We start from the raw sequence: 24933 nt of genomic DNA, 5'->3' as shown, positions 1-24933 counted from the left end.
GTCATTCGGCCGGCATGGCCGCCGCGCTCGGCGGCTTGCGTTCGACGTCGTGCAGCAGCCCGCCGCGGCGGGTGTAGACCCACCAGGTCACACCGATGCACAGCAGGTAGAAGATGAAGAAGCCCCAGAGCGCCGCGAGCGGTCCGCCAGTCATGGCGATCGAGGTGCCGTAGCTCTTCGGAATGAAGAAGGCGCCGTAGGCGGCGATCGCCGAGGTGAAGCCGATGATCGCGGCGCTTTCCTTCTCCGCCTGGACGCGGCGCTGCGTGGCGTCGCCCTCCGGCATCAGGCGCGCCATGTCCTTGCCCATGATCGCGGGGATCATCTGGAAGGTGGAGGCGTTGCCGACGCCGCTGGCGAAGAAGAGGAACATGAAGGACCCGAAGAAGCCCCAGAAGGCGCCGGGCTGGTCCTTGATGCCGATGAAGTGGATGACGCCGTAGACGCCGAGCGCCATGGCCACGAAGACCCAGAAGGTCACGCGCCCGCCGCCCCAGCGGTCCGAGACCCAGCCCGTCAGCGAGCGCGAGACCGCGCCGACAAGCGGGCCGAGGAAGACGAACTGCAGCGCGTCCACGGACGGGAACTGCGTGCGGGTCAGAAGCGGGAAGCCCGCCGAGTAGCCGATGAAGGACCCGAAGGTGCCCGTGTAGAGGAAGCACATGATCCAGTTGTGCTTCCGCTGGAAGATCACGGCCTGGTCGCTGAAGGAGGCCTTCATGCTGGCCAGGTCGTCCATGCGGAACCAGGCCGCGAAGGCCGCCGCCGCGATGAACGGCACCCAGACGAAGCCCGCGTTCTGCAGCCACAGGCTGGTCTGCGCCTGGCCGACGCGCGCCGCCTGCGGGTCGCCGCCGAGGGCGCCGAAGACGCCCGCGGTGATCACCAGCGGCACCACGAACTGCACCACGCTGACGCCGAGATTGCCGAGCCCGGCGTTCAGCGCCAGGGCGTTGCCCTTCTCCCGCTTCGGGAAGAAGAAGGAGATGTTCGCCATGGAGGAGGCGAAGTTGCCGCCGCCAAAGCCGCAGAGCAGCGCGAGGACCATGAAGATCCAGTACGGCGTCTCCGGGTTCTGCACCGCGAAGCCGATGCCGAGCGCGGGGAGGATCAGCGACCAGGTCGCCAGCGTCGTCCACAGCCTGCCGCCGAAGATCGGCGGCATGAAGGAGTAGAAGATCCTGAGCGTCGCGCCCGAGAGGCCCGGCAGCGACGCCAGCCAGAAGAGCTGTTCCGTCGTGAACGCGAACCCGACCTGCGGCAGCTTCGCGACCACCACGGACCAGACCATCCAGACCGCGAAGGCCAGCAGCAGGCAGGGGATCGAGACGAAGAGGTTGCGCCGCGCGATGGCGCGCCCCTTCTCCTGCCAGAAGACGGGATCCTCCGGGCGCCAGTCCTCGATCCCCCGGCCGCGCAGCGCGCCGGCCTGCGCCGGCCCGTGGATCGGCTGCATCTCTGGGAGTTCCGGCAACGCGGCGAGCGCCGGCGCTGCGGCCTCGCGCTCCATGCGCAGGATGGCGAAGTGCATCCACACCAGCGCGACCGCGCTGATCGCGAACAGCAGCATGAAGCAGGACTGCCGGATGCCGGTCAGGTCGTTCAGCATGCCGAAGACGATCGGCAGGATGAACCCGCCGAGGCCGCCGATCAGGCCGACGATGCCGCCGACCGGGCCGACGCGGTTCGGGTAGTAGACCGGGATGTGCTTGTAGACCGCCGCCTTGCCGAGGCTCATGAAGAAGCCCAGGACGAAGACCAGCACGATGAAGGCGCCGACGCCTGTCGCGAGGCGAAACTCGATCGGACCCTTGATGCCGTCCATCACGTAGGTGGTCGGCGGGTAGGACAGGATGAAGCTGACCAGCACGGAGACGCCGAGCGTCCAGTACATGATCCGCCTGGCGCCGTACTTGTCCGACAGCACGCCGCCATAGGCGCGGAAGATCGAGGCCGGCACGGAGTAGGCCGCGCCGATCATGCCGGCAGTCGCGATGTCGAAGCCGTAGGCATCGATGATGTAGCGCGGCAGCCAGAGCGCCAGCGCCACGAAGGCGCCGAAGACGAAGAAGTAGTAGAGGCTGAAGCGCCAGACCTGCACGTTCTTCAGCGGCTCGAGCAGCGCCGAAATCGGCTCAGGCTTCGCGCCGGAGGCGCGCCGGGCGGCGAGCGAGGGGTCGTCCTTCGTGCCGAACCAGAACGCCGCGGCCATCACCAGCAGGCCGACGGCCCAGAGCTGGGCCACCATCTGCCAGCCGAAGGCGACCATGACCACTGGTGCCAGGAACTTCGTCACCGCCGCGCCGACATTGCCCGCACCGAAGATACCGAGCGCGGTGCCCTGCTTCTCCTTCGGATACCACTTCGAGACATAGGCGATGCCGACGGCGAAGGACCCGCCCGCGATGCCAACGCCGAGCGCCGCGAGCAGGAAGGTCGGATAGTCGTAGGCGAAGGTGAGGAGGAAGGTGGCGATCGCCGCGGCCACCATCACGCCGACGTAGACGACGCGTCCGCCATATTGGTCGGCCCAGATGCCGAGGAGCAGGCGGATCAGGCTGCCGGTCAGGATCGGCGTGCCGACGAGCAGGCCGAACTGCGTGTCGGTCAGCCCGAGATCCTTTTTGATCTGCACGCCGATGATGGAGAAGATCGTCCAGACGGCGAAGCAGACCGTGAAGGCGATAGTGGAGAGCCAGAGGGCGCGTGATTGCGCTCCAGGCTCTGCTGAGATCGATGCGCCGCTCATGCCCTCCTCCTGTTCCAGCGGGAGTGGCGCAACAGAGCCTTCTGTCGGGTCGCGCGGAGTTGAGCGAGATCAAGCTGCAGGGTCTGCAACCGTTGAATCTTTGGAGTTTGGCGATCCACATCAGCCGGCGCATTGACCGTGAGCACTGTGGGTCTTGATTCAGGTCAATGAGGCCGGGCAGGCCCGCGAGCTACATGGTCTGGCGACGGAGGCAACTCGCGATGAGCAAGCGCGAAACCAGCTATGCGATGACCGAGCGGTCTCCGTTCTTCCAGGCGGCAGGAGCGGCCGCCATGGCCGAGCTGTTGCGGCCGAGCTTCACGCAGCTACTGCCGAAGGGCACGGTGCTATTCGACCAGGGGGAGGAGCCGGAGTTCCTGCACTTGGTATTGGAGGGCAGCGTCGGGCTGCATGCGACGGGCGAAGGCGGCGGTTCCACCGTGGTCGAGATCTTCGGCGCCGGCGAGGTCTTCCTCGCCCCGGCCGTCATCCTGAGGCTGCCCTACCTCGCGACAGCCGCCGCCCTGACCGAGATCCGCGTCCTGATGATCCCGGCCGAGCATTTTCGCGACACCCTGCAGCGGTCCTTTGAGGTGAGCCGAGCCTGCAACGAGTTGCTGTCGCGCCACTGGCGTCTCATGGTGGACCAGGTGGTGGACCTCAAGCTGAACAGCGTGGAGATCCGGCTTGGGCGCTTCCTGGCCCGCCGCATCTCCGAGGAGGCGGGAGCGGGTTGCGCGTCCCTCCCGGAACCCCGTTCGGCGATCGCGGCGCGTCTCGGCATGACGCCTGAGACGCTTTCCCGCACGCTCGCGGCACTTGAAAGCAGCGGCAGACTGCGGCGCACGCCGAGCGGGCCGACCGTATCGGACCGCAGCGCCCTCCTCGGTCGCGCAGACGCACCGCGTAGACGCCAGCGGGCAAATCGCCCGCGCTAGGCGGCCCATCCTCTTTCGGCGGCCTGTGGACGCGGGTGACGACTGGTAGCGGCCGTCTCCCCCCGTTGTGACGGGGGCCGCGCCCTACTCGCGGCCGCTGGCCGCTCCCGGAGCCGCCGTCGGCGTCTCCGCCCTCCGGGTGACGACCGCTGACGCGGCGGACGCCGGAGAGGCGTCCGCACTCTCGCCGCGGACGCGGCGCGGTGCGGGGCACCACGGGGCGCTGCCCCGAGGTTCCCCTCGGCATGCCGGCTACGGCGCGGCAGCACGCCTCGCTCGCATGGCTGCGCCACGCTCCCTCGGCGCGCGGCCGGGCCCGCCCGCATGCCCCCCCTCCTTCCCCGGTCTCGCCGACGGGCAGGGAAGCAGCGGGGCTGCTTCCCGCTGCGCAGGAAGAGAAAGGGCAAGACACCATGTCGTTCATCGGCCGCACCACCATCCTCCGTCCCGACGGCGTCACCCCCCTCACCGACGAGGACATCCGCCGCGTGGCGCCCTCCGCCTTCGCGGCCGAGGCGCACGAGAGCCGCAGCGCGCGCTACGCCTACATCCCGACCGCCGACGTCATCCGCGGCATGCGCGATGCCGGCTTCGTGCCGATGGCGGCGGGTCAGGCGCGGACGCGCGACGAGGGGCGGCGCGGGCACACCAAGCACATGCTCCGCTTCCGGCACGCCGACGCGAGGCCGACGGTGGAGGGGCGCGTTGGGCAGACCTTCCCGGAGATCGTGCTGCTGAACTCGCACGACGGCACGAGCGCCTATCGCGTGATGTCCGGCGTGTTCCGCCTCGTTTGCCTCAACGGCATGATCGTGGCCGATCGCGAGGGCGCGGAGGTGCGCGTGCCGCATAAGGGCGACGTGGTGCGGCAGGTGGTCGAGGGCAGCTACGCCGTGCTCGACGATGCGCGCCGCGCGCTGGAGGCGGCAGAGACGTGGCAGGGTGTGACGCTCAACCGCGATGAGCGCCACGCCTTCGGCGAGGCGGCGCGCGTCCTGCGCTTCGGCGACGCGGAGGGCCGGACCGAGACGCCGATTACGGCCGATCAGTTGCTCGCGCCACGCCGGGTGGACGACGCCGGCGACGACCTCTGGCGCACCTTCAACCGGGTACAGGAGAACGCCATCCGCGGCGGCCTGACGGCCTGGGGCCGCGACGCCCGCAACCAGCCGCGCCGCGTGACCTCGCGCGAGGTCACCGGCATCGACGGCGACGTGCGGCTGAACCGGGCGCTGTGGACGCTCACTGAGCGCATGGCCGAGCTGAAGGGTGCGGCCTGAACTCTACCGGGAGCGGGGCTTCGGCCCCGCCCCTTCCCCGCTTCAGACAGGCCCTGCGCAGATTTTCGGCCCGCCCTCCGGGCGGGCCGAAGTGGGGCACGCCCCGCCGATCCAGGCGGCCAAACGCCGCACACGATGCTCGACGCGCGGCCCCAGCATCGCGAAGTAGTCCCCGCTGTAATCCGACACCGCGTAGGACGCGGCGAGCCACAGCGTGTACCACCCGGCGCCGTGCCTGCCCTACGCCTTGGCGTCGTCGAGGATCGCGCGCGAGCAGCAGGCGGCGGTCGGCGGCGATCCAGCCGTGGCAGTGGATGCTGCGGCGGCGCCCTATACGCGGTGCCAGTGCCAGAACATCGCCCTCCAGGCCGCGCAAGGCGACGAGGTCGGGTTCACCGTCCATGCCCACTGCCGCAGCGGTTCGTGCGAGCAGTGCCAGCGCCGCCGCGGAGTGCTCGCCCTCGTCCGCGGCCTCGGCCAACGCGTCGGCGACGAGGAACCGCACAAGCGCCAAGCGGCGCCGCGCGTCCTCGGTGGCGAACCGCGCCACGGGGATGAACCGCTGCGGCGTCTCGCGCCGTCCCCCGGCCAGGTTATCGGCTACCTGCTCCAGCCGCGCGGCGAGCCGCGACCCGTCATCCGCGACGCGCATCGACGACCCGCTTCACCCCCATCGGGTGCCAGATGCGCCCGCCCGCCGGCGTCGGCACGCCGCGCGCGGTGAGCGCGGCGGCGATCTCCCGCAACGTCGTGCAGCCGGCGCGCCGTGCGGCCTCGACGTAAGGCAGGATATCGGCCGCGCGCGAGCGCGAGGTCTCGGCACGCACGGCCGCGGCGGCGCGGGCCATGTCGGGCGTGCCCGCGCGCAGGCGCGGGTTCCCGAGCTTCACGCCGCGCGCCTTCGCAGCTGCAAGGGCGGCGCGCGTGCGCTGGCTGATCAGCCCGGCCTCGAGCTCGGCGACGGCCGCCATCTGCGTCACCAGGAACTTGCCGACCGGGCCGGGCGGGACGGTGGGTAGGTCGCAGAACACAACGCCCCCTTCCCCGCTGCCCTCGACGACGCCGAGCAGGAAGCGCGCGTTGCGCGCCAGGCGGTCGAGCTTGGCGATCAGCAGTGTCGCGCGCTGCGCGCGGCACGCTGCCAGCGCGGCGGCGAGCTGCGGCCGGTCGTTCCTCTTGCCGCTCTCGACCTCCTGGAAATCGGCCACGACTTCGCCGCCGGAGGCGCCTACGTGACGCGCGACCGCCTCGCGCTGCGCGTCGAGGCCGAGGCCCGAGCGCCCCTGCCGTTCGGTGCTGACACGGTAGTAGGCGACGAAGCGGACCGGCCCGGACGGGCCGGCGGGGAGCGCCTGGACGGAATTCCTAGGGTCGGATGGCATGGTCGGAGTGACTTACCCCCTTCCCGGCCGGTTTGTCACGTTTCCAAAGGAACGTTTGACGGTCTGTGACAGAGCGGAGAGGCAGGTAGACCTGCGGAACTCGTATTTGCCGCGTTATGCGGCTATATCGCGTTAGGCAGATTTGAGGTCACTCCATGGACGAGCCTATCCCTGTCCCGGCAGGCGAAGTGCAGCGGCACTTCGCCCTCTGGCAGGACCGGGCGCTCACCCGCCCCGTGGCCGTCACCAGCCGCGGCCGCCCGCGCGTGGTGATGCTCTCCGTCGAGGAGTACGAGCGCCTCCGCCGCCGCGACCGTCAGGCGCTCCGGGTCGAGGACCTGCCGGACGAACTGGTGGACGCGATCGCGGCCGCCGAGCCGCCCGAGGAGGCGCGCCGCTTCGACGGCGAGGTTGGCTGAGCCGACGCGGCGCCGCGGACCACCGCCGCCGCAGCCGGGCGAAGTGATCCGGTACGCCTACCTCTGGACACACGAGGCGGATACTGGCGCGGAGGACAGCCGCAAGGACCGGCCCTGCGCGGTGATGCTAGCGCTCGCCCGCTCCGAAGGCGTCGTCGAGGTGGTCGTCGGGCCGATCACCTCCAGCGCGCCGGCGCGCGGCGCTGATGGTGTCGAACTGCCGACGGAGACGCGCCGGCGCCTCGGGCTGCAGGACGCTCCGTGCTGGGTGGTGCTGACAGAGGTGAACCGCTTTGCCTGGCCGGGTCCTGACCTCCGCCCTGTCGAGACCGCAGCCGGCTTGGTGTGGAGCCACGGGCTGCTGCCGGCGCGGCTGTTCGAACGCATTCGCGAGACGATCGTGGCTCGGGCCAGAGCGCGGACGCTCAGGGCGGTGCCACGTCTGGAGTAGACCTTGACCACCATAGTTCCGGAGGCACGCTCGGCTACCAAACACCAAACTGGAACGTAGACGAATCGAAGGGTGCTCCGCTTTATTGGAGCGCCTATGTCGCTGCATCCCGCAGCACGGACCAAGGCAGTGCACAACTTTGGGACTGAAGGCATCTGGCTGCGGAAGGACAGAGAGTGACCGAGCGGCGACGCATTGATCTGCGGGATGCGGTGAACGCCGTGTCGGATGTTGTGCAGAACCGGCCGCGCCCGATCCGCAGCTTCGACCAGATCTACATGAAGGCGGGCGATATGGTGATGCAGGCCGAGCTCGTTGCGGACTGGGCAGACGGCAGAAAGCTCGCCTTCATCGGTGACGGCGACGCGATTAGTGTGTGTGTTGCCTACATGCGCAAGCGCGGCATCATCGACTATGGTCCATCTCTCATCACCGTTTTCGACTTCGATGAGCGGATTGTCCATGCGGTCAAGCGCTTTGCCGAGCGCGAGCAGATCCGGGGACTGCACGCCGAACTTTACAACTGCCTCGACGCCTTTCCCAGGCCGAGCCGCTTCAACTATTTCTATACGAACCCTCCTTGGGGCCAGAGCAACGAAGGGGCGAGCGTCCACCTTTTCGTCCAGCGCGGAATTGAGGCTTGCGGTTACGGGGGGCAGGGGATGGTGGTGATCGGCGACGACGAAGAGCTAGAGTGGCCGAAGAGGGTGCTTTCGACGACGCAGGCCTACGCCCTGGAGAGGGGCTACATCGTGTCACGGATGCAGCCTAGAATGCATCAGTACCATCTCGACGACGATAAGCTCCTGCGCTCCTGCAACCTCTTCTTCGAGGCGCTCCCTGGAAACGCGTCGCGCGGGAAGAGTGCCGCCGTGACCGACCCCGTGTTGCTCAAGAACTTCTATGGTCGTGGCAAGGACCCGATCGTGCGCTATGTGCGCGACAAGCGCCCGAACGAGCCGGAGGGCGCGCACCCCAGCGAGTATGAGCTCGAGCATTTCAAGGTGGGAAAGTGAGCGAGATCATAAAGCCTGGTGCCGGCGTCATCTTCATGAAGGTCGGCACGCACGCGAAGGAGGACCTGGCGGCGATTATCGCGCGCAAGCGAAGGGAGATCGAGGACGAAGGCATCGCGATGTGGGGTTACGGCGGCAATACCTGCCACCCGTCCTCCATGGTCCAGCCCTTTGCCCGCGACTTTGCCGAAAGGCAGCGGCCGATTCACCTGGTGATGCAGCGGATGAACTCGCGCCACTACGCCGAGCAGGTCCGAGCGCGCCAGTACTCGGTCGACGGCGTGACGTGGAAGCTGGTGCCTCCCGGCATCAACGTGCTGGGCTCCAGGTTCGCGCTTGTGATCAAGAGCCTGCGCGAGTACGAGGACACCCTTGATCTCTCCAGCACCCGTGTCGCCATGGGCCGGAATCAGGGTCGGCTCGGGAGCCGCTACGTGCAGGGACAGGCGGATAAGGCGTGCTTGGAGGTCGTCGAGCCGGAACGCTCCAACGAACCTCGGAAGGCCGTACCGATCAACCTTGTGGCCGAGCTCGAGGAGCCCTACGCGGTCTTCCTGCGCGAGGACTGACGCAGGCACGGAAGCTGCCAGTATGCGGCATGGCCTGCATTGTTTATGCGCCAGCGCCGGATCCGTCTTGGCGCGGCGCTGGCGGATGTTCCCGCTCTTGCGAAGCCTTGCGCATGGAAGCCAGCTCGGAAATGCCCACGCACAGGAGGGCTCCGCAAGCCTTGCGCACGCTTCCAATGTAGCTAGCGAGGCCCTCCAAAATCGACGCTTCATTGGCCACATCTCGGCCGCAGGCGAAGCAGATGCTGGCTGCCTTGTCTCCGGCGGACCAGGTGCAGATCGCTCGCCGAACCTCCGCCAACCCGATCGTGCTGGCCATAGCGAGCAGCAGCTGCTCAAGGCAGGCTAGGCGCCCATCGCAGGCTGCGAAGCGGCCGACCTCCGCGAGAGCAGGCCCGAGTGCCACGATCGCACGCTTGTCGCCCGTGACCATCACCGGCAGCGTACGAGAGATGAGCACGGCCGCGATCTGCGCCTCTCCTCGATCAAGAGGCAGGTTGAGCCTTGCCGCCGCTTCCACGATCTCGGCCGCGAGCCCGATCTCATCCACATCCGGCTCTAGGCGGCCGAGCTGGCCAAGAAGCCCGGCAAGCTCGGCCTCCGCAGCGGCAACGTCGCGCAAACCCTTCAGGCGGCGGATCTGCTTTTGGGCAATAAGGTGCGTAAGGCCCAGGGTTCCAGGCTGCCCGAGCGGACGTAGGGTCGCGAGTAGCGCGTCGGCTAATCCCCACGCGGAGGCCTTCAACAGCACGTCGGTGTCGAGCGCAGCTCCGTCAGCCATCTCTCAGCTCGAGTATGCGCGCCAGGAACGCCGTACTGTCGCTGCCGGCATCCGTCAGATCGAGCTCACGCGCGGCCACTTGGTTGACCGCCTTCCAAACAGGCGAACCAGAACCGTAGATGAAGCGCATCGCCGCCATGGCGACCGGATAAGCGTCGCGCCGATACGCCACCGCAAGCGCGAGTGTCCCCGGCTCCACGCCGTACTCAGGGGCAGCCCTGAGCACGGCATCCGCGAGCTCGGCGCTGTTGAAGCTGTCAAAGTTGATGCGGATGTCAGGGTCCGGCGAGCCCATCAGTAGCTCGAGCGCGTAGCGGTCGGCGGCGAGCTCCTCGTCGTCTCCGTCAGCGCCGCTCGCCGGATCCTCTGCATCCACGATGATACCCGACCCGCCGACGTGGCCAAGCGCTATGTGCCCTATCTCGTGGGCGAGCGTGAAGGCAGTCAGCGCAGGGTACCTGGCATCCCGGCTCAGCAGCACAGCGTGGCGCCCGCCGTTACCGACGACCATAGCGTGCATCGACTTCGTCGCGAGTGGCGATACACGCAGGTGCACCACTGGTGTCCCGGTCGACCAGCATGCAGTAAGCAAGCCAAGGAGGTCGACGGTGGCGCTGCCGTCCAGCAGCATGCCCCGGAGGTCAGCCGCAGAGATGCCGACGAGGCCGGGGCCAGGCGTTGTGCTTCGGACGAGGGCGCCGCCGACACTTGCGCCGAAGGAGTTCAGAGCGGCCCGAGCTTCAGCGCCGACGTCAGCCAAGTGCTTGAAGCGCGCGGTATCGCGCCAAACGAACTCGACACGTTCGCCCACGAGCGCCTTGGCGGAGAGGCCAAGATTGCGGGCAAGCGCGAAGCGCAGCTCAGCGCGGGCGGACGGGGACGCCTCGGCCCCGTCTTCCCACCACACTGGCCATGCGGCTTCTACAGCCTCGGTACTGAGGCCAGCTTCGCGCAGGCGCTTACGAAGTTCTCTGGTGGTCCCGGTCACCTCTCCCTCGATGCTCAGCGGCGCTGATCCGGGCCGGCTAGGCAACCTTTCAGAGCACAAATAGCCGAGGCTGGTCCAGATCTCGGGCAGATGGAGCGGACGGCTTTAAGTGCCGGATGCGACGTGCAAACTCGAGCCAGCTCACGGAATCCAGTTGGCCTACGCTCCTCACCTCGGCGCGTTCCGCCGGACCCAGTTCTATGGGATCCACCAGCTTGACCCAGAGATCCCCGCAGAGGAAAGCGGACATCGAGACCCCGTAGCTCTTGGTTTCGCTGGTGCCTGACTTCCTCAAGAGTGCGGTGACTTGCGAGGCCCCGATAGTTGCGCCTGTCCCTCCGATGTTTCGGTAAGCCGTAGGATCAAACCAGCCCAGGTCCGCAAGCGCCAGAGGACGGTCGGAGCGGCAGACCAGTGCGTAATGGTAGGTACGCGTCGTCGCGCGGCTTGTCACCAGCGCGTGGGGCGGTAGGGGGCGGACAACCCCCGAGTGGTCGACAAAGCGTCGCCAGGCAAGCACGCGCTCCGGCGCTACGTCTTGCGGCTTCGGCCGAGACTTCATGACGGAGAACAGCAAGGGGATAGTAATGCCCGTCCTCGACAAAGCGGGGACAGCGTTCGGCGGTGCACTTCCGACCCCCCAATAGAACGTGCCCTGCCCGGCGCGTCGCTCCAGCTCCTTTCGCTCGATGATGCGTCCCAGCTCCTGGCCAGCCTCGGCGTGCATGCGCGTCCAGCACACGAGATCGCCGGTTTCAGCGTGCTCGCACCATGCCCTTCCATCAGCCGCGCTACGGGCGTCCATTCTGCGGATCCTCCCTGGCGATCGCGATACTGGGCCGCCCAGTTCCAGAACGCCCAATGGCAGGTTTGAGAGGCCACCTCACGGCCGAGTGCGAGGGGGAGGAGGTGTCCTCAGAACCGACTGACGAGCTCGGCAAGGAGGTCCTCCCGGTCACGGGCAGAGTCGAAGAAATAGACGGGCACGCCGAGCGACATGCCGTAGGTGATGGCAACGGAGGCTTGCATCTGCGTGTGCATGCGCGCCTCCTCAGGCGAGATCATTGGCCGGCCGGCTGCATCGCTGCCGATCCGCTCAAGCGTCACCTCCGGCGAGCAATACAGAACCCAGATCTTCGTGGGAGCAAGGCGTGCGAAGTCGGCCAAGCTATAAGGCGTGACGCGGAAGCCGTACCGCTCCTTGGTCACTGGGTGACTGTCGATGATCACGTGCGAGGAGCCGCGGACCTTGGCCGTCCATTCGACCAATTGCCGGTCCACCGCAGCAACGTCTGCCGGAGTGATGACGCGAGCGGAATCTCGTCGCAGATCTTCTTGCGAGATCATTGGTGTTGTCTGGCTCAGATGTTGCCTTAACCGGTCTCCAAACTCCCAGACCTCGACCGGCTGCACACGCTCCTTCAAGGCGTGAGCCGTCGAGCTCTTGCCGGCTGCCGGCGCTCCAGTCAGGTAGATTACCTGAAACTCGCTCAGCAGATTTCCTCCTCCATCGGCCCCCAAGGTTGTGCCGTTTGCAAAGCAGGCCGGGGCAGCAGTCTGCACCGGCGTCGAATCGACCGGCCAACGCCCGATGTTGGACCGAGATAAACCTCTCCGTCCACCTCGGGCCGACTTCCTACGCCGCCTCTTCTGTGTGCTGCCCGCCCCCGCCAATGTATTCTGCCGTGGCGGTGATCACGTCCCTCGCGGAAGCCAGCCGAGGAGAGCCGACCAACGAGAGACGAAGGTGATGCCTAGGTCATCGAAGTTGTCGTTCAGCGGCGCCCGCACGCTCCGCCCCTCCATGTAGTCCTTGGTGTTTGAGCTGAGGAAGGCGACGGCGGCCGCTCCCCCGCAGGCGCGGTACTCGCGGACGAACGCCAAGGACGTCTCGACGATGAGGCAGTCCTTGTACGACTGCGATCCCCGTCGGGACGGCGCGGTGTTCAGCAGCACGCGAAGGCTGGCGCGGTCGCGGTCGTCGACGCTATGGCGGACCAGGACGGCGCGCGTGAGGGCTTGGTTCGCCAGCGTCCGACCAAAGGCGGGATGCCCGCGTTCGCCCAAGGCCGGCATGGGATCGGGTGCCGCGCCGTCCAGCCATCCCATGCGTCGGGCCGCGGCCTGTGCTTCACTGTCAAGGCGCGCGAGCCCCTCCGTCACCTCCCTCTCCGCCCTGGCCACGTTGTCGGCGAATTCGGCCGGCACCAGTTCGGGCACGACTGCGACGAGCCGTGGCGGCGTGCCGTCCAGCGCGTGCAGCACGCGACGGATAGCCATGGCGTCCTCCACCCGGAACGTGTCACGGACCGGCGCTTGGATGATGTCGAGCAGCGCGCAGGTATCGGGGATGAGGATCGGCAGCCCCGCCTCCGCGATGGCCGGAGCCGTCATCCGTCGTCCCGGACCTCGTCGTAGAACCTCAGCAGCCCGCGACCTTGCTCGTACTGGATGACCAGGTCGGAGGCCCGGTCGCCCGGCCAGCCCTGCTCGTCGACCAAGATGCGCTCCAGCAAGTCCGCCCCGATATCAAGCGAGGCGCGGTGCGCCGCCACGACGAAGGCCGCCCAGCGCTCGAAATCCCTGGGATGGGCCGTTCCGGTCGCCTGGTTGGCGGCGCCGGAGAACCGATCGAGAAGATCGGCGATCTCGCCGCCGAGCAGCCGGACCGCGTTCGTCTCTCCCTCTGTCGTCAGCACCCGCAGGCCGAGCGGCTCCGCGGCGGGCCGGATGAAGTCCGCCACGAACTCATCGAGCAAGGCGTTGTATGTCCGATGGCCCAAGGAGCCGCCGTCGAGCGGGACGATGTTCGGCACAGACCAGCAATCTTCCTCACGGAGGAGCGTCAGCCCTGCGGCGGGAAGGCTGCCGTCCGCGGCGCGGCGAAATGCCAGGACAGCCGGTCCAAGCCGGAGGCGCACCGCTTCTGCCTCGGCGCCCGCGTCGCGTTCCCAGGGTGCCCGGAGCATCTGGGTGAGGGCGTGCGGCAGGTTGTCGAGCGCCTCCGGCTGTCCCACGACGTGGAGGTCCTTAAAGATCTCAATGGCCATGATGAACCCATCCGCGCCTGTGCCAGCGGCGCTCTGCGCTGGCAGCGTCCGGAGAAATGCGGCCTGCGTCAGACAAGCAGGTCCCCCTGTCGCGCCTCGCGCCGTGCTGCGCGCCGCGGCGGCGCGGGCTGTGCGTTGCGCGCCGCCTTCACCTGCGCGGCGCTGATCAGCTTGCCGGCGCAGATGCGCGCGAGCAGGTCGGTCTGCCGCGCCTCCAGGCGCACAAGCAGGCCGAGGACGTTGAGCAGGTTCAGCAGCTCGGCCGTGTACTCCGCGAGCCACCGCCCGGGCCCGATGTCGCCGAGCGGGGACGGCGGGCGGCGGTCGCCGATCAGGGGGCGGGAGCGGTCGCGGCCGCGGTAGCTGAACCACTGCGGCAGCACCTGCTTGCCGGAGACCTCGTAGGCCCAGACCTCCGGCGGCACGTTGTCCACGTGGCCGGTGCCGATGCGCAGGCGCCGTGCCGCGGGGTCGTAGGCGATCTCGTCCGGCATGGCGTCCGGCGCCTCGGGGATGGCGCCGTCCTCGGGGATGAGCGGCCGTTCGCCAGCCGGCAGGCGCGGCGGGCTTGCAGGGCGGCCGGCCGTGGGGTCGGCGCAGCGCTCGCCGAAGGTGTGCAGCCAGAGCACCTCCCGCCCCAGCACCGCGGCCTCGGCGAACAGCGCCGGCTCCGCCGTCAGCGGGATGCGCAGGCCGGGCTGCACCAGGTCGGCGGCGAAGCGCGCGACGTAGCCGGGGTGTGCAGCGACGGCCGCCAAGTAGACCATCAAGTCCTCGGGCGAAACCGGCGCGCCCAGCGCCTCCGCTAGCAGCGCCAGCAGGCCTGTCGGCACGTTGGGTGTGGTCGCCGCTGCATCCGCCCAGAGCGGGAAGGCCCGACCGCCACGGCCGTTATAGTGGTGCAGGTCCGGCACGGCGGCCGCGAAGGTCAACGCGGGGCCGTTCGTCGGTGTGCGGTCGTGCGGCGCCGTCAGATAGATTTGGCGCCCCGAATGGCCTTCCCAAAGCGTCGGATTGGGCCTGTTCAGAAGCCGGTTGTCGGGAATGATCCATTGCCGGTCGAAAGACCGAAACGCATAGCGGATGGGCGGCACGACCGATGCCTTGTCCTTGCCGACCGACACCGCGCGGTGCTCGTGGCCCGGCAGGCCTGCCGCCAGCACCTTGCCCGTATGACGGTCGCCCAGCTCGCCGTCCGAGCCGTGAGGATGGAACAGAACCTCCTTGCGCGCCGGGTCGCCTTCGGCGACCAGCCGCTGCCAGCGGGCCTCGAGCGAAGCACGGTCTGGCGCGATGACCCAGGTACGGCCCGGCATCACGCCAGAGCCGTTGTAGAGGAACAGATCGTCGAGGGCCGGATAGCTGGTCCAGCCGGCGGCCGGCGCCGGCAGGAAGGGTGCCCTGCCCTCCTCCGGGCAGTCGGTCCACCCCTCCCCGTCCAGCGACAGCGCGGCGAGGGCGGCGAACTTCCCCTCCCGCCGGCCGACCGGCAGGGCGCGGTATCGCACCCGAGCCGGCGCCGGGCCGCGGCGGCCGGTGCGCGCCGCCAGCACGATGCAGACAGGCTGCTGCACGCCCTGGAAGACGCGCGAAGCGACGGCCGGCTGGTGGCCCTCCGGCGAGCAGTCCACCACCCAGATCTCGTCGGCAGTCTGCCGCAGATCCTCGCGCATGCGCTGGAAGCCGGGACCGTTCAGGAAGCCCGCGACGGTGATGAAGCAGACGATGCCCTTGCGCGGCCCGGCCGTGCCGGCTGCGTCGCCGAACACCTTCCAGGTCGCCCAGCGCCAGAAGTAGACGTAGAGGTTCCGCAGGTGCTTCGCGTGGGCGCCGACGCTCCACTCGCGCGGGGGCTGCCAGCGGTCGAGCGGCGCTGCGACGTTCGCGCTACCGGCTTCCACCCACCCGCCGCGGCCCATCGCCTTTTCCTTGTAGGGCGGGTTGCCAATAACGACGGTGATCGGCTCGGCGCGCTTCACCGCATTGGCTTGGCGGCGGGATTCGGCCAGCGGGCGGAGGATCTGCGGGATGTACTCCGCTTCCTCGTCCGGGTTGCCGAGCGTGTCGGTGACGTAGAGCCGCAGCCGCAGGTCCTCCGGCACCGTGCCCTTCACCTTCAGCAGATCCGCAACCTCCGCCAGCAGCCGGAGCTGCGCGACGGCGAAGGGGCCGAACTGCAGCTCGAAGCCGATGACCCGTTGCAGCGCCGCCCGCACGACGCCAGGCACGGCCCCTGCCCCGTCGGCCCGCGCGGTCTCGGCGATCCGGCGCAGCACGCCGAGCAGGTAGGTGCCGGTCCCGACCGCAGGGTCGGCCAGGGTCACCTCGTCCGAGGCGAGGCCGCCGGCGACGCCGAAGCGCGCGGGGTCGCAGAGCGCCTCGTCCACCAGGCGCACCATCGCCGTCACCACCTCAGGCGGCGTGTAGTAGCTGCCGGTCTGCTTGCGGAGGTCGTTGTCGTAGGCCTCGAGGAAGTGCTCGTAGAAGTACAACCAGGCCTCGGGGTCGCCCTTGCCGATCGCCGCCCAGTCGACCACGCCGAGCACCCGCGTCAGCGTGCCAAGAGAGGTCTTCAGCGCCGACTGCCCCTCCACGTCGTCGGTCAGCACGCGAAACGCGCTGCCGATGACCGTGCTGGTGCGGGCCAGCGCCTTTGCTACCCGGTCCAGGCCGTCGTCGAGCCGGATCCCCTGCGCGCGGGCCATCAGCAGCCCGAAGGTGACGGCTTGCGCGTAGCCGTCCGCGAACTCCTCGTCGGTGGCGTCAGGGAAGAGCAGGCGCCGCCAGTCCTCGGCCAGTCCGGTCAGCGCAGGCGTCCCGAGGCCGAGCTGCTCGGTCACCTCGTCGCGCAGGAAGCGGCAGAGCTGGGCGCTGACTTCGGCGAGCGCCCGTGCGCTGGTCGGCGCCACCGGCTCCCAGCGGAGGAAGTCGGCGACGAGGCGTTCCAGTGCGGGCGGGGCGGCGAGCGCGGCGCCGGAGGTCTCCACGTCGCCCGTGAGGCGGACCACCTCGCCCACCAGCTTGCCGCCGCGCCAGAGGGAGAAGGCGTTGCCGTCGGTGTAGAGCAGGTTGGGCAGGGACCGGAGGCGCTCCCACTGCCCCTTGTCGTGCTCGTCCTTGAAGCGGCGGGGGTCGGCCCCCTTCCCCGGCGCCTTCAGCTCGATGAAGCCGACGAGGGCGCCGCGGACGGTGACGGCGTAGTCGGGCCGCGTGCGCAGCTCGGCCAGCGTCGCCTCGCCGACGGCGACTACGTCGCCGGGGCGGAACAGGGCGAGCTCGGCCAGATCCGACAGGAGGCCCTCCAGGGGGCTGCGAAGCTGGTCTTCGGGCGCGCCGGTGGCGCCGCGGCCGGACAGCTTGCCCTTGGCCGCCGCGCCGAACCGGGAGACGGCCTGATCGAGAGTGACTGCGGGCAACCCCGGCCTCGCGCTTCGTTGCGTTCCCGCAGAGGCTAGGGCGTGCGGGGTCACGGCGCCAGCGGTGCTGCCGTGCTCTGGGCTTCGCCCGGATACAGCCGGGCGATCAGCGTCGCGCACTGGTGCAGGGTCTCCGCGGCCCATCCCGGCGTGCCGAGGTAGGCGTCGCCATGTGCCACCTGGTTCCGGAGCTCGGTGAGGAACGGGGCCACGGTGTCGAGGGTGCCCTCAGGAAGCCAGCCGCGCTCCACAGCTGCTCCGAGCAGCCGCCGCAGCCCAGGAGGCCGGGGCAAGGCCCCTCCCTCGGCGAGGAACCGCTGGCGGAGCGCGCATTCCAGTGCCGCGCAGGCCTGGTGCTCGGCCAGCGGCGTGAGTTCGTAGGCGAACCACCCGTAGAGCAGCGCCGCCCTGGCCCGCTCGAAAAGGGTCAGCACGTCGGCCGTGACGCCTGCGGGCAGCACGATGCCGGCGACCATGGCGTGGTGATCGGCGAGCGTCAGCGGGCGCAACGCGCCTTGGTCATGGACTACCAAGGCCCGGAAGCGCGGGTCCGGTTCGGTGATCTCGCTCAGCGGCCTCATGGGACGGCAGCATGACAGCCTCCAGCTCGGAAAGCTTGACGTTGCCGGGTCGAATCGCCGAGTTTCGCCAGAGGTCAGCGGCACCTTGGACCTGTCGCCGGGTCAAACGCCGCCTCTCTGCACATCGCTTCACGAGGTCCCTCGACCGGGGCCGTCGCGTAATCGGCGAACGACGGTCTCCAGAACGAGGAACCGATCATGAGGCTCGCCGTCTCCCTCCCGCTCGTCGAGGCCGTCAAGGCCGAGCTCCGCACATCCCTGCCGGACGTGAAGTCCTCCCATCGCGTCGAGGCCCTCGCCCGCGGCTTGGGCTGGGCAACGAACGCCGCGATGCGCGCGGCCTTGGCGGCCGGGCCATCGGACCGCGTTGCCGATCCCGCCGCATTCCAGGTCTACCTAGCGGAGCGCGGCTTTGCCGTGCCGGACCACGCGCTGTTCGACGGCGTCCTCCGCGCCCAGGTGCGTGCCGTGATGGCGTCGAACGGCCGGCTGACGCACCACGGCTTCGGGGTCTACGAAGAAGGGCGGATCTCAGTCGCCGAATGGCAGACGCGGTTTGCCGCCAGCCGCGCGGAGATGCTGGAGCCCGCGGCCCTCGCGGAGTTCGAGCGAGCCTGCGAGTTTCTGTCCAGGCTGAGCAGGACACGGGCCCCGACCAGGGTCCTGACCACCTACAACCTCAAGCACTCGGCCGAACGCTGGCATCGGCACCGGGGGATCGAGGGGCGCTGGGACCGGGAATACGTGTCGAACGGCATGCTGCTGGCGGCCGCCTACCACCTTGGCTTTCAGGTCAAGCGCGCGTCTCCGACGGCGTTCAGCGGCCACCTGAACGTCTCCACGGCCTCTGTCAGGGCGCTGGAGGACGAACGGAAGCCGATCCTCCCGCAGCCGGAGCCGGGGGAGCCGTTCCGCGTCCTGGGGCGAGTCCACCCGAGCAGCTTCATGCCCCGCTACGGCTACCTCGCCGCCGGTGGGGCCGAGCCGATCCTGCTTCGTCCCACGGCGCACACGGCGACGAACCTGCTGAGGCTCGCCCCTGCGGACTGGTGGGCGTCAAGGTTCCCTCCGCGGAGCCGGCGGGTGCCCTTCGACACCTTGGCGGCCATGAGCCATCTGGTGGGGCTGGCTCACGCGGCCGGGTTCTTCGAGCCGGCTGCCTTCCGGTGAGGCGGCTGGTAACCCGCTTCGGGCCCGTCCACTGACTGCGCGCCGGGGACGAAGGAAGCTCGCGCCCCGGCGAGCCGGCGCTGTGCGGGAGTGTCGCAGTAGTCTGCCTAGATATCGATCAGCACGCGCTTGTATATCGTGACGATGGCAGGGAGTAGCGTATCGCCGTCGCTTCGCTGCTCGTTGCACCTCAACACTCGACGGCTTCGAGGTAATCGGGGGCCGACACAGCAAGAGCCAGCATGCGTCCATCCCGGGTCACCACCGGCATCCGGCGCACACGCGCGGTCGCAATGATGAAGCAGTCCCCAGGGTCGCCGCTGCCGTAGACGGCGGGCACGGTAGAGGCCTCGGCCGCCACGGAGACCGAGATCGTGGCGAGCCGTGCCCCTGTGGTCGCCAGAGCCTGTCGGAACCAAGCCGCGGACGGCATGCCGAGGTCAGGCCGGTCCCGCCGCTTCAGCTCCGCAACGCCGAGCTCCCAGGACGAGATGGCGGAGACGTAGAGGCGCCCCTCCTCCTGCGCGGTGCGAACGGCGGCGATCGCCGCCTCGGTCCGGAACTCGCCACGCACCAGCCAGAGCAGCGCGTGGGTGTCGAGCAGCACGATGCCCTGCGGCTAGCGGGGCTTCCCCGTCCGCTTCGGCGTGGCCGCCTTCCGCAGCGCGGCGGCCTGCTCGTAGATCGGCTTCGTCAGGTCGATGCGCGGGTCGAGGGCGAGCGGCACGTCGCGCATGGCCCCGTAGCCGCGCGGAAGGCCCCCGCGCACCGGCGCCGCCCCGCGCGGGCGCGCGGTGCCCGTCTTCCCGGTGGCGTGCGGCTTCGTGGGCATCCTGACCTCCAGCTCCTGACTTGATGGGCGGGGCGCGGCGCTTCAACGCCGGCCCCCACCCGACGTCTGCATTTGTATATCGGACCGCTTGCGTGACGCCAGTCTTCGGGCTCCCTGGCCCGCTCGCGGCGGTGTTCGAAGGCGCGCCGATCGCCGCCACCGCGATCCAGCGCAGGTCTATCGGAACACAGCACAAGCGCATGCGATACGATTTACAGGCAATATCGCTAATCCGTTTGCTGCCGAGCCCGCGTGCGGCTGCGCGACGCGCCCCCTCCCCGCTTGCCTCGCGGTCTGCGCGGCATCGACCTCGGGAGGCCCCACCACGACGGTCCTCCGACGAGGGCGCCCGGCCGGAGCGGCGAGGACAGGCGGTGGCCGCCTTCCTCCCCGGCCGGAGGTAATCGGCTGAGCGTGGCGCCGGCCCGTACGCGGCGTCGCCATTGCACCCGGCGACGCCCTGCGCGGTCGTGAGCTGCTTCCGGCGCATGGCCGGAGGAAGTCGCCGGCCCCCCTCCCCTGCCCGCGGCACCCACCATCAACACCGACTGCTTCGCGGTGTATATCGCACTGATGGCGAATCGCCGTTATGATGCGCGCGGGGCGGTATCGGAGCGGGACCATGATCCTCGTCGTCGGCAACACCAAGGGCGGTGTCGGCAAGACCACCCTCGCGGTCAACCTGGCGATCGCCCGCGCCCTTGACGGCCGCGACGTGCTGCTGGTGGACGGCGACGAGCAGGCCACCGCCATCGGCTTCACCGAGCTCCGGACCGAGCAGCTCGGCGCGCCCGGCTACACCGCCGTCTCGCTGCAGGGCGCAGCCATCCGCACCCAGACCCGCCAGCTCGCCCCGAAGTACGCGGACGTTGTGATCGACGTCGGTGGCCGGGACACGGGCAGCTTGCGCGCCGCCCTCACCGTCGCCGACACGGTGCTGATCCCGGTGCAGCCGCGCAGCTTCGACCTCTGGGCGGTGGACAACATCGCGGCGCTGGTGCGCGAGGCTCGGGAGATCAACGAGCGGCTTCGCGCCGTCGTGGTGCTCAACGCCGCCGATGCGCAGGGCGCCGACAACGACGCCGCGGCGGAGGCGCTCAGGGAAGCGGACGGGCTCGAATACCTCCCAACCCCGATCGGCCGCCGCAAGGCCTTTCCGAACGCCGCCGCTGCCGGCCGCTCTGTGCTGGAACTGACGCCGCGCGACGCAAAGGCTGCGCAGGAGCTTGCAGCGGTGGTCAAGGCAGTGTTTGTATAGCGGACCGAAAGCGGAGCGACATCGGATGGCCATCGCACGTAGGCCGAACGGCAATCGCACCCCTGCCCCTCCGGCCGCCCAGGAGCGGGCAGCGGAGGCGTTCATCCAGGGCGCGGCGAAGGCCGCCGTAGCCGAGCCGGAGGCGGGCGGGCGCAAGACGCCGATCATGCTTCGCTTCGACGCGGCGCTGCTGCGGCGCGTCGACAGCGCGGCGAAGCGCCGCGGCATCAGCCGCAGCGCCTGGATCGCGTTCAAGGTGAGCGAGGCGCTCGACGCCGAGGAGGCCTGAGGTGACTGCGCCGGAGAAGCCTCCAGCGAAGGCCGCCGGCCGTGCCGCCCCGCGCGGCGAGGACCAGCTCGACCTTTTCGCAGCGCTGCCCGGCGACCTGCCGACCCACGACCAGATGGAGATGATGGAGCGGCCCTTCTTCAGCCTCTCCAAAGGCAAGCGCACCGAGCCGATCGACTACCACGTCCGTAATGGCACCACCGAGATCCGTGTCCGGGTGACCGCCAACGCCGAGACCGGCATGGCAACCATCTGGGACGCCGACATCCTCATCTGGGCAGCGAGCCAGGTCCGCGAGGCGATGACCCGCGGCGTGCCGACCTCCCGCCGCTTCCGCGTCAGCCTCTACGAGCTGCTCCGCGCCATCGGGCGGCCGACCGGCGGGGCGGAGTACGGCCGCATCGTCGAGGCGCTGCGCCGCCTGAAGGGCACCGTCATCGAGACGACGATCCGCCAGAAGGGGACGCGGCCCCAGGGCTTCGGGTGGATCGAGGAATGGTCGGCGCCGACGGACGAGGAGGGGCGGTCGCTCGGGATCGAGTTCACCATCGCCGAGTGGCTCTACCAGGGCATCCGCGACGACAAGCTCGTCCTGTCCATCGACCGCGAGTACTTCGCCCTGACCGGCGGCATCGAGCGCTGGCTCTACCGCGTGGTGCGCAAGCACGGCGGCCACCAGGGCGGCGGCTGGGGCTTCACCATGGCCCAGCTGCACCACAAGTCCGGCTCGACGCGGCGGCTCGCCGACTTCGCGAAGGACGTGCGCAAGGTCGTCGAGCGGCAGCGCCTCCCGGGTTACTGGCTGGAGCTCTACCGCACCGAGGGCGGGGAGGAGGCCCTGCGCTTCTCGGCGCGTGCCGTGCTGCCCACCGACCATCCGGGCTACGCGCCGAAGCGCCTGCCGCGGCTGCGCGTGGCAGCCAAGCGCGAGCCCGGGACGGCGGCGCCCGAGTGACGACGGCGCCTCCGCGCCGCAGGGGCAGGGGCAGGGGCAGGGGCAGGGCGCGATAGCCCGATAAGGTGGCCTGCCACAGCTCGCCTGTAGCCGGGAAGGCGCCCGCAGGGCGCGATAGCCCGATACCGGAGACCGCAGATGGCAGTCTACCGTTGCACGTGGCGTCCAAACCCGGCCGGTTATCGGGCGATCACGCCCCGGAACAGCGATTCGGGCAGCCTCGGCCCTATGTTTCGCCTCGGCGGAATGACGGCATATTCCCGAATCGGGCGATCACGCCCTGGAACGGATCAGAAAAGCGGTCTGCAGCCCTGTGGAGAGGCAGACGTCCAGCTGTGGATCGCATCGGGCGATCACGCCCCTGCGACATCGGGCTATCGCGCCCGTCCAGCACGGGCTTTCGCGCCCCGATTCCCGCCTGAAAAGCATGGCGCTCCAATAAGATCGGGAGTCCGTAATACCCTTAATCCTACTTACGTAGATTCTCCTTAAGGGACGCAGGCTGTGGATAACGCGGCTCTGGACGGGTCCGCGAAAAAGAGGCTCAGGAAGGGGCGCCAGCGAGAAGGGCGGACCCGGTGACGTCAGGCCGAGCGGCAATAGCGGCAGGAGGGCTATCGACCGGCGGGGGCAATCCACACGGGCGGAAGTGTGCAGGCGCGTCCACCGGATTGATCGTAGGCGGTCCGCTCGCAGTGTCGGCGAAGAGTGGCGGCATCGTTCAGCTCGGCCACGGAGGCCAGAAACGAGGCGCCTGCCGATCCGGCGACCTTCGCCGTGCCTTCCCAGCGGCCGACAGCATAGCCGCCGCCGAGCAGCAGCAGGGCGGCGAGGGCGAGGAGGGCCGACGTCCGGAGGTCGATCCGCCGGGCCAGAGACGCCATCTCCCGCTCAGCCCCTGTGGCGGCGGCCTCGGTCACCCTCCGCACCAGCTCAGCTTCCCCATCGGGCGTGAGACCACGCGCGCCGCCCGCCGCCTCCCGCGCGGCCGAGGCCGCCTGGAAGGTCGCCAGTAGAGCCGCGCGCAGCGGGCTGTCGGCTCGCATCCCGGCCCTCTCGCACCAGCTCCTGACGTCCTCCGGCGTCGGCACGGGCGCCGGGGTAGGGGAGGGGGAAGAGGCCGCGCCCGTCACGGCAGCCAAGCCGCGGCACCGGCCTCGGCGCGGCGCTTCTCGAGGTCGGCCAGCCAGTCCTCGACCATGAACTGCTCGACTGGATCGAGCGGGTCGGTGCCGTCCCCCGCCGCCGCGGCGTAGAGGCCGAGGCCTCGCTGGCGCAGGAGGTCCATGCAGGCGAGGCGGTGCATCAGAACCGGCACCGCGCCGCCCTCGTCCACCATCTCCCGGAAGCCGGGATGCTCCAGCGTGCGCTCGAAGGCGCCGATGACGGTGTGGCCCTCGCGGATGACACCCTCGTTCAGCACGAGCAGCGTCCGCTTGGGACGGAAGTAGCCCGCCTCCCAGATCGACAGCACGTGCCGCAGATCCTCCTCCTCCGGACCGAGAAAATAGAGTGCGACGGGCTCGATGCCGCGCCGGTCGCAGAACTCCACAAGGCGCAGGTCCCGCCCGTACTCCTGCAGCACCCGGTCGCCGCCGCCGAGGTCGAGCACGGCCGAGCGGCGCTCCTTCACCATCCGGTTCAGCACGCCCGTCAGCCAGGCCTTCACGTCGGGCAGTTCCTCGGTCGGCGGGTGCGTCGCCCCCTCGAACATGCCGGCGAGGGTGCGGCTCCGCGGGTCGCCGTCCGCCACGATCACCTCGCGGCCGGCGTTGCGCGCCCGCCAGACCAGCTCTGCGAGCCCGGTGGACTTGCCGCCGAAGCCGCGTCCGAGGCCGACCGCGAGGACCACTCCCGAAGCGGGCTCGCCGGCCGGGCTGGCGCCGTTTCCCTTACCCATCTGGTTTCCTTCCACTGCGTGCGTTCAGCTCCGCCCTCAGCCTCGCCAGGGCCGCGGACGGGCCCGAGGCCGGCTCAGCCGGGCTCTGTGGTGGTGGCGAGGGTGCCGGCCTGGAGACGGGCGTCACGGCCGGCTTCGGCGGCTTCCCGACGGTCCGCCTGTCCATGGCGGCGGCGACGTCCCGCCTGACCCGCCACCAGGTGTGGCGCACCGTCTCCGGCGCGATCGGCCCGCCGTCCGGGGTCGTCATGCCGAGGCGCGCGAAGCCCTCCGCGAGGGTGCGCCACTCCGGCCTCGTCTCCTCGAGGAGGGAGGCGAAGGTGTCGTGCCGGGCCCGAAGCCAGCGATAGAGCGGCGAGCGCGTGATGCCGGGCTTGGCCCTCGCCAGCTCCGTCAGCTGCTGCATCTCGGCATCGGAGCGCTTCGGCCTCATCGGTGTCGAGCATGCACGCGAGGGATCGCAACGACACACGCGAGGCGTGTAACCCCCGTGGACGTGAATCGCGCGACCCGTGGTGGAGGGCGTGTGCTGTCCGTGGAGAGAAACAGGCCTAGCAGACCAAGGCATTGACCAATGCGGTCGGCGCCTTCGGCGCAAGGGCAGGGGACGAGCACCATGGCAGCGACAGCCGACGACGACGACCGCCTCGCCCGCCTGGAGGAAGGCCAGGACGCGCTGGTCCGCGGCGTCGCGCAGATGAACGAGACCCTCGCCACGCACACCGCCATGCTGGAGCGGATCCTGCTGGCGGCTGCGGAGGAGGCGCCCGGGGGCGGCGACCTGGCAGAGGCGCTGCGCGACATGGCGACCGCGCTGGCGGCCCAGGAGGCGGCGCTGGCGCGGCTGGACGCGCGGCTCGGCGCCCTGCCCGGGCAGATCGCCGAAGCCGTCGGCGCGGCGTCCTGAGC

25 protein-coding genes are annotated in these 24933 nt (G+C 69.6%); 11 read left to right on the top strand and 14 right to left on the bottom strand.

Annotation, left to right across the window (positions count from 1 at the left end; all coding sequences use genetic code 11):
• Position 1: 1 nt before the first annotated feature.
• Positions 2–2749 (bottom strand): nitrate/nitrite transporter, encoded by a 2748-nt coding sequence (locus tag JJI54_RS30465; RefSeq protein WP_203077194.1) that lies wholly within the window; start codon positions 2747–2749, stop codon positions 2–4.
• Positions 2750–2970: 221 nt separating this feature from the next.
• Here JJI54_RS30465 and JJI54_RS30460 point away from each other — a divergent pair, with 221 nt between their 5' ends.
• Positions 2971–3687 carry a cyclic nucleotide-binding domain-containing protein gene (locus tag JJI54_RS30460; RefSeq protein WP_203077193.1) on the top strand — a complete coding sequence of 239 codons (717 nt, stop codon included), beginning with the start codon at positions 2971–2973 and terminating at the stop codon, positions 3685–3687.
• Positions 3688–4100: 413 nt separating this feature from the next.
• Entirely contained in the window at positions 4101–4967 is an 867-nt protein-coding gene (locus tag JJI54_RS30455) for a DUF932 domain-containing protein (RefSeq protein ID WP_203077192.1), read from the top strand.
• A gap of 635 nt (positions 4968–5602) precedes the next feature.
• On the opposite strand, the gene JJI54_RS30450 is transcribed toward JJI54_RS30455, so the two are convergent.
• On the bottom strand, positions 5603–6349 hold the full coding sequence (locus tag JJI54_RS30450) for a recombinase family protein (protein ID WP_203077191.1): 747 nt from the start codon (positions 6347–6349) through the stop codon (positions 5603–5605).
• Between the two features lie 155 nt (positions 6350–6504).
• Here JJI54_RS30450 and JJI54_RS30445 point away from each other — a divergent pair, with 155 nt between their 5' ends.
• The 4 genes from JJI54_RS30445 (at position 6505) to JJI54_RS30430 (ending at position 8804) form a co-directional block, all read left to right on the top strand.
• Positions 6505–6768 (top strand): type II toxin-antitoxin system Phd/YefM family antitoxin, encoded by a 264-nt coding sequence (locus tag JJI54_RS30445; protein ID WP_203077190.1) that lies wholly within the window; start codon positions 6505–6507, stop codon positions 6766–6768.
• Between the two features lie 43 nt (positions 6769–6811).
• Positions 6812–7219 (top strand): hypothetical protein, encoded by a 408-nt coding sequence (locus JJI54_RS30440; protein ID WP_318987613.1) that lies wholly within the window; start codon positions 6812–6814, stop codon positions 7217–7219.
• Positions 7220–7395: 176 nt separating this feature from the next.
• Complete coding sequence (locus JJI54_RS30435; protein ID WP_203077188.1) at positions 7396–8235, top strand: bis-aminopropyl spermidine synthase family protein; 840 nt, start codon at positions 7396–7398, stop codon at positions 8233–8235.
• Positions 8232–8804: a hypothetical protein gene (locus JJI54_RS30430; RefSeq protein ID WP_203077187.1), complete on the top strand. Its 573-nt coding sequence runs from the start codon at positions 8232–8234 to the stop codon at positions 8802–8804. The genes JJI54_RS30435 and JJI54_RS30430 overlap by 4 nt, the downstream gene beginning before the upstream one ends.
• Before the next feature lie 43 nt (positions 8805–8847).
• On the opposite strand, the gene JJI54_RS30425 is transcribed toward JJI54_RS30430, so the two are convergent.
• From JJI54_RS30425 to JJI54_RS30395, 7 genes are all read right to left on the bottom strand, one after another.
• Positions 8848–9585, bottom strand: coding sequence for a hypothetical protein (locus tag JJI54_RS30425; protein ID WP_203077186.1), 738 nt, complete (start codon positions 9583–9585; stop codon positions 8848–8850).
• Positions 9578–10573, bottom strand: coding sequence for an ImmA/IrrE family metallo-endopeptidase (locus tag JJI54_RS30420; RefSeq protein WP_203077185.1), 996 nt, complete (start codon positions 10571–10573; stop codon positions 9578–9580). The genes JJI54_RS30425 and JJI54_RS30420 overlap by 8 nt, the downstream gene beginning before the upstream one ends.
• Positions 10574–11488: 915 nt before the next feature.
• Positions 11489–12136, bottom strand: a complete 648-nt coding sequence (locus JJI54_RS30415; RefSeq protein WP_203077184.1) for an AAA family ATPase — start codon at positions 12134–12136, stop codon at positions 11489–11491.
• Between the two features lie 132 nt (positions 12137–12268).
• Positions 12269–12967 carry a hypothetical protein gene (locus JJI54_RS30410; protein ID WP_203077183.1) on the bottom strand — a complete coding sequence of 233 codons (699 nt, stop codon included), beginning with the start codon at positions 12965–12967 and terminating at the stop codon, positions 12269–12271.
• On the bottom strand, positions 12964–13623 hold the full coding sequence (locus tag JJI54_RS30405) for a hypothetical protein (protein WP_203077182.1): 660 nt from the start codon (positions 13621–13623) through the stop codon (positions 12964–12966). The genes JJI54_RS30410 and JJI54_RS30405 overlap by 4 nt, the downstream gene beginning before the upstream one ends.
• Positions 13624–13691: 68 nt before the next feature.
• Complete coding sequence (locus JJI54_RS30400) at positions 13692–17039, bottom strand: type ISP restriction/modification enzyme (RefSeq protein WP_203077181.1); 3348 nt, start codon at positions 17037–17039, stop codon at positions 13692–13694.
• Between the two features lie 50 nt (positions 17040–17089).
• Complete coding sequence (locus JJI54_RS30395; protein WP_203077180.1) at positions 17090–17620, bottom strand: Ntn hydrolase family protein; 531 nt, start codon at positions 17618–17620, stop codon at positions 17090–17092.
• A 198-nt stretch (positions 17621–17818) separates the two neighbouring features.
• Between JJI54_RS30395 and JJI54_RS30390 the strand changes: the two genes are divergently transcribed.
• Complete coding sequence (locus JJI54_RS30390; RefSeq protein WP_203077179.1) at positions 17819–18790, top strand: hypothetical protein; 972 nt, start codon at positions 17819–17821, stop codon at positions 18788–18790.
• A gap of 190 nt (positions 18791–18980) precedes the next feature.
• Here the strand turns inward: JJI54_RS30390 and JJI54_RS30385 are convergent, their stop codons facing one another.
• Both JJI54_RS30385 and JJI54_RS30380 read right to left on the bottom strand, forming a co-directional pair.
• Positions 18981–19397, bottom strand: a complete 417-nt coding sequence (locus tag JJI54_RS30385; RefSeq protein WP_203077178.1) for a type II toxin-antitoxin system VapC family toxin — start codon at positions 19395–19397, stop codon at positions 18981–18983.
• Positions 19398–19409: 12 nt separating this feature from the next.
• On the bottom strand, positions 19410–19622 hold the full coding sequence (locus tag JJI54_RS30380) for a hypothetical protein (RefSeq protein ID WP_203077177.1): 213 nt from the start codon (positions 19620–19622) through the stop codon (positions 19410–19412).
• A 622-nt stretch (positions 19623–20244) separates the two neighbouring features.
• On the opposite strand from JJI54_RS30380, the gene JJI54_RS30375 reads away from it, so the two are divergent.
• From JJI54_RS30375 to JJI54_RS30365, 3 genes are read left to right on the top strand one after another with little or no spacing between them, the layout of a single operon-like run.
• Complete coding sequence (locus JJI54_RS30375) at positions 20245–20880, top strand: AAA family ATPase (RefSeq protein WP_203077176.1); 636 nt, start codon at positions 20245–20247, stop codon at positions 20878–20880.
• A gap of 25 nt (positions 20881–20905) precedes the next feature.
• The gene (locus JJI54_RS30370) at positions 20906–21169 is read left to right on the top strand and encodes a hypothetical protein (RefSeq protein WP_203077175.1); all 264 of its coding nucleotides are present in this window, start codon (positions 20906–20908) and stop codon (positions 21167–21169) included.
• A 1-nt stretch (position 21170) separates the two neighbouring features.
• Complete coding sequence (locus JJI54_RS30365; RefSeq protein WP_318987612.1) at positions 21171–22124, top strand: replication initiator protein A; 954 nt, start codon at positions 21171–21173, stop codon at positions 22122–22124.
• 614 nt (positions 22125–22738) lie between these two features.
• On the opposite strand, the gene JJI54_RS30360 is transcribed toward JJI54_RS30365, so the two are convergent.
• The 3 genes from JJI54_RS30360 to JJI54_RS30350 all read right to left on the bottom strand — a co-directional run bounded on the left by JJI54_RS30360 (position 22739) and on the right by JJI54_RS30350 (position 24457).
• Entirely contained in the window at positions 22739–23170 is a 432-nt protein-coding gene (locus JJI54_RS30360; protein ID WP_203077174.1) for a hypothetical protein, read from the bottom strand.
• An 83-nt stretch (positions 23171–23253) separates the two neighbouring features.
• The gene (locus tag JJI54_RS30355) at positions 23254–24024 is read right to left on the bottom strand and encodes a hypothetical protein (protein WP_203077173.1); all 771 of its coding nucleotides are present in this window, start codon (positions 24022–24024) and stop codon (positions 23254–23256) included.
• On the bottom strand, positions 24017–24457 hold the full coding sequence (locus JJI54_RS30350) for a hypothetical protein (RefSeq protein ID WP_203077172.1): 441 nt from the start codon (positions 24455–24457) through the stop codon (positions 24017–24019). Before JJI54_RS30350 ends, JJI54_RS30355 begins: the two co-directional genes overlap by 8 nt.
• A 183-nt stretch (positions 24458–24640) precedes the next feature.
• Between JJI54_RS30350 and JJI54_RS30345 the strand changes: the two genes are divergently transcribed.
• Positions 24641–24931 carry a hypothetical protein gene (locus tag JJI54_RS30345; protein ID WP_203077171.1) on the top strand — a complete coding sequence of 97 codons (291 nt, stop codon included), beginning with the start codon at positions 24641–24643 and terminating at the stop codon, positions 24929–24931.
• The last annotated feature ends 2 nt before the right edge of the window (positions 24932–24933 follow it).

The organism is Falsiroseomonas ponticola, assembly GCF_016805305.1.
Taxonomy (GTDB): Bacteria; Pseudomonadota; Alphaproteobacteria; order Acetobacterales; family Acetobacteraceae; genus Falsiroseomonas; species Falsiroseomonas ponticola.
The sequence above is the reverse complement of the archived record's forward strand: the minus strand, read 5'-3'. Positions and strand labels throughout refer to the sequence as shown.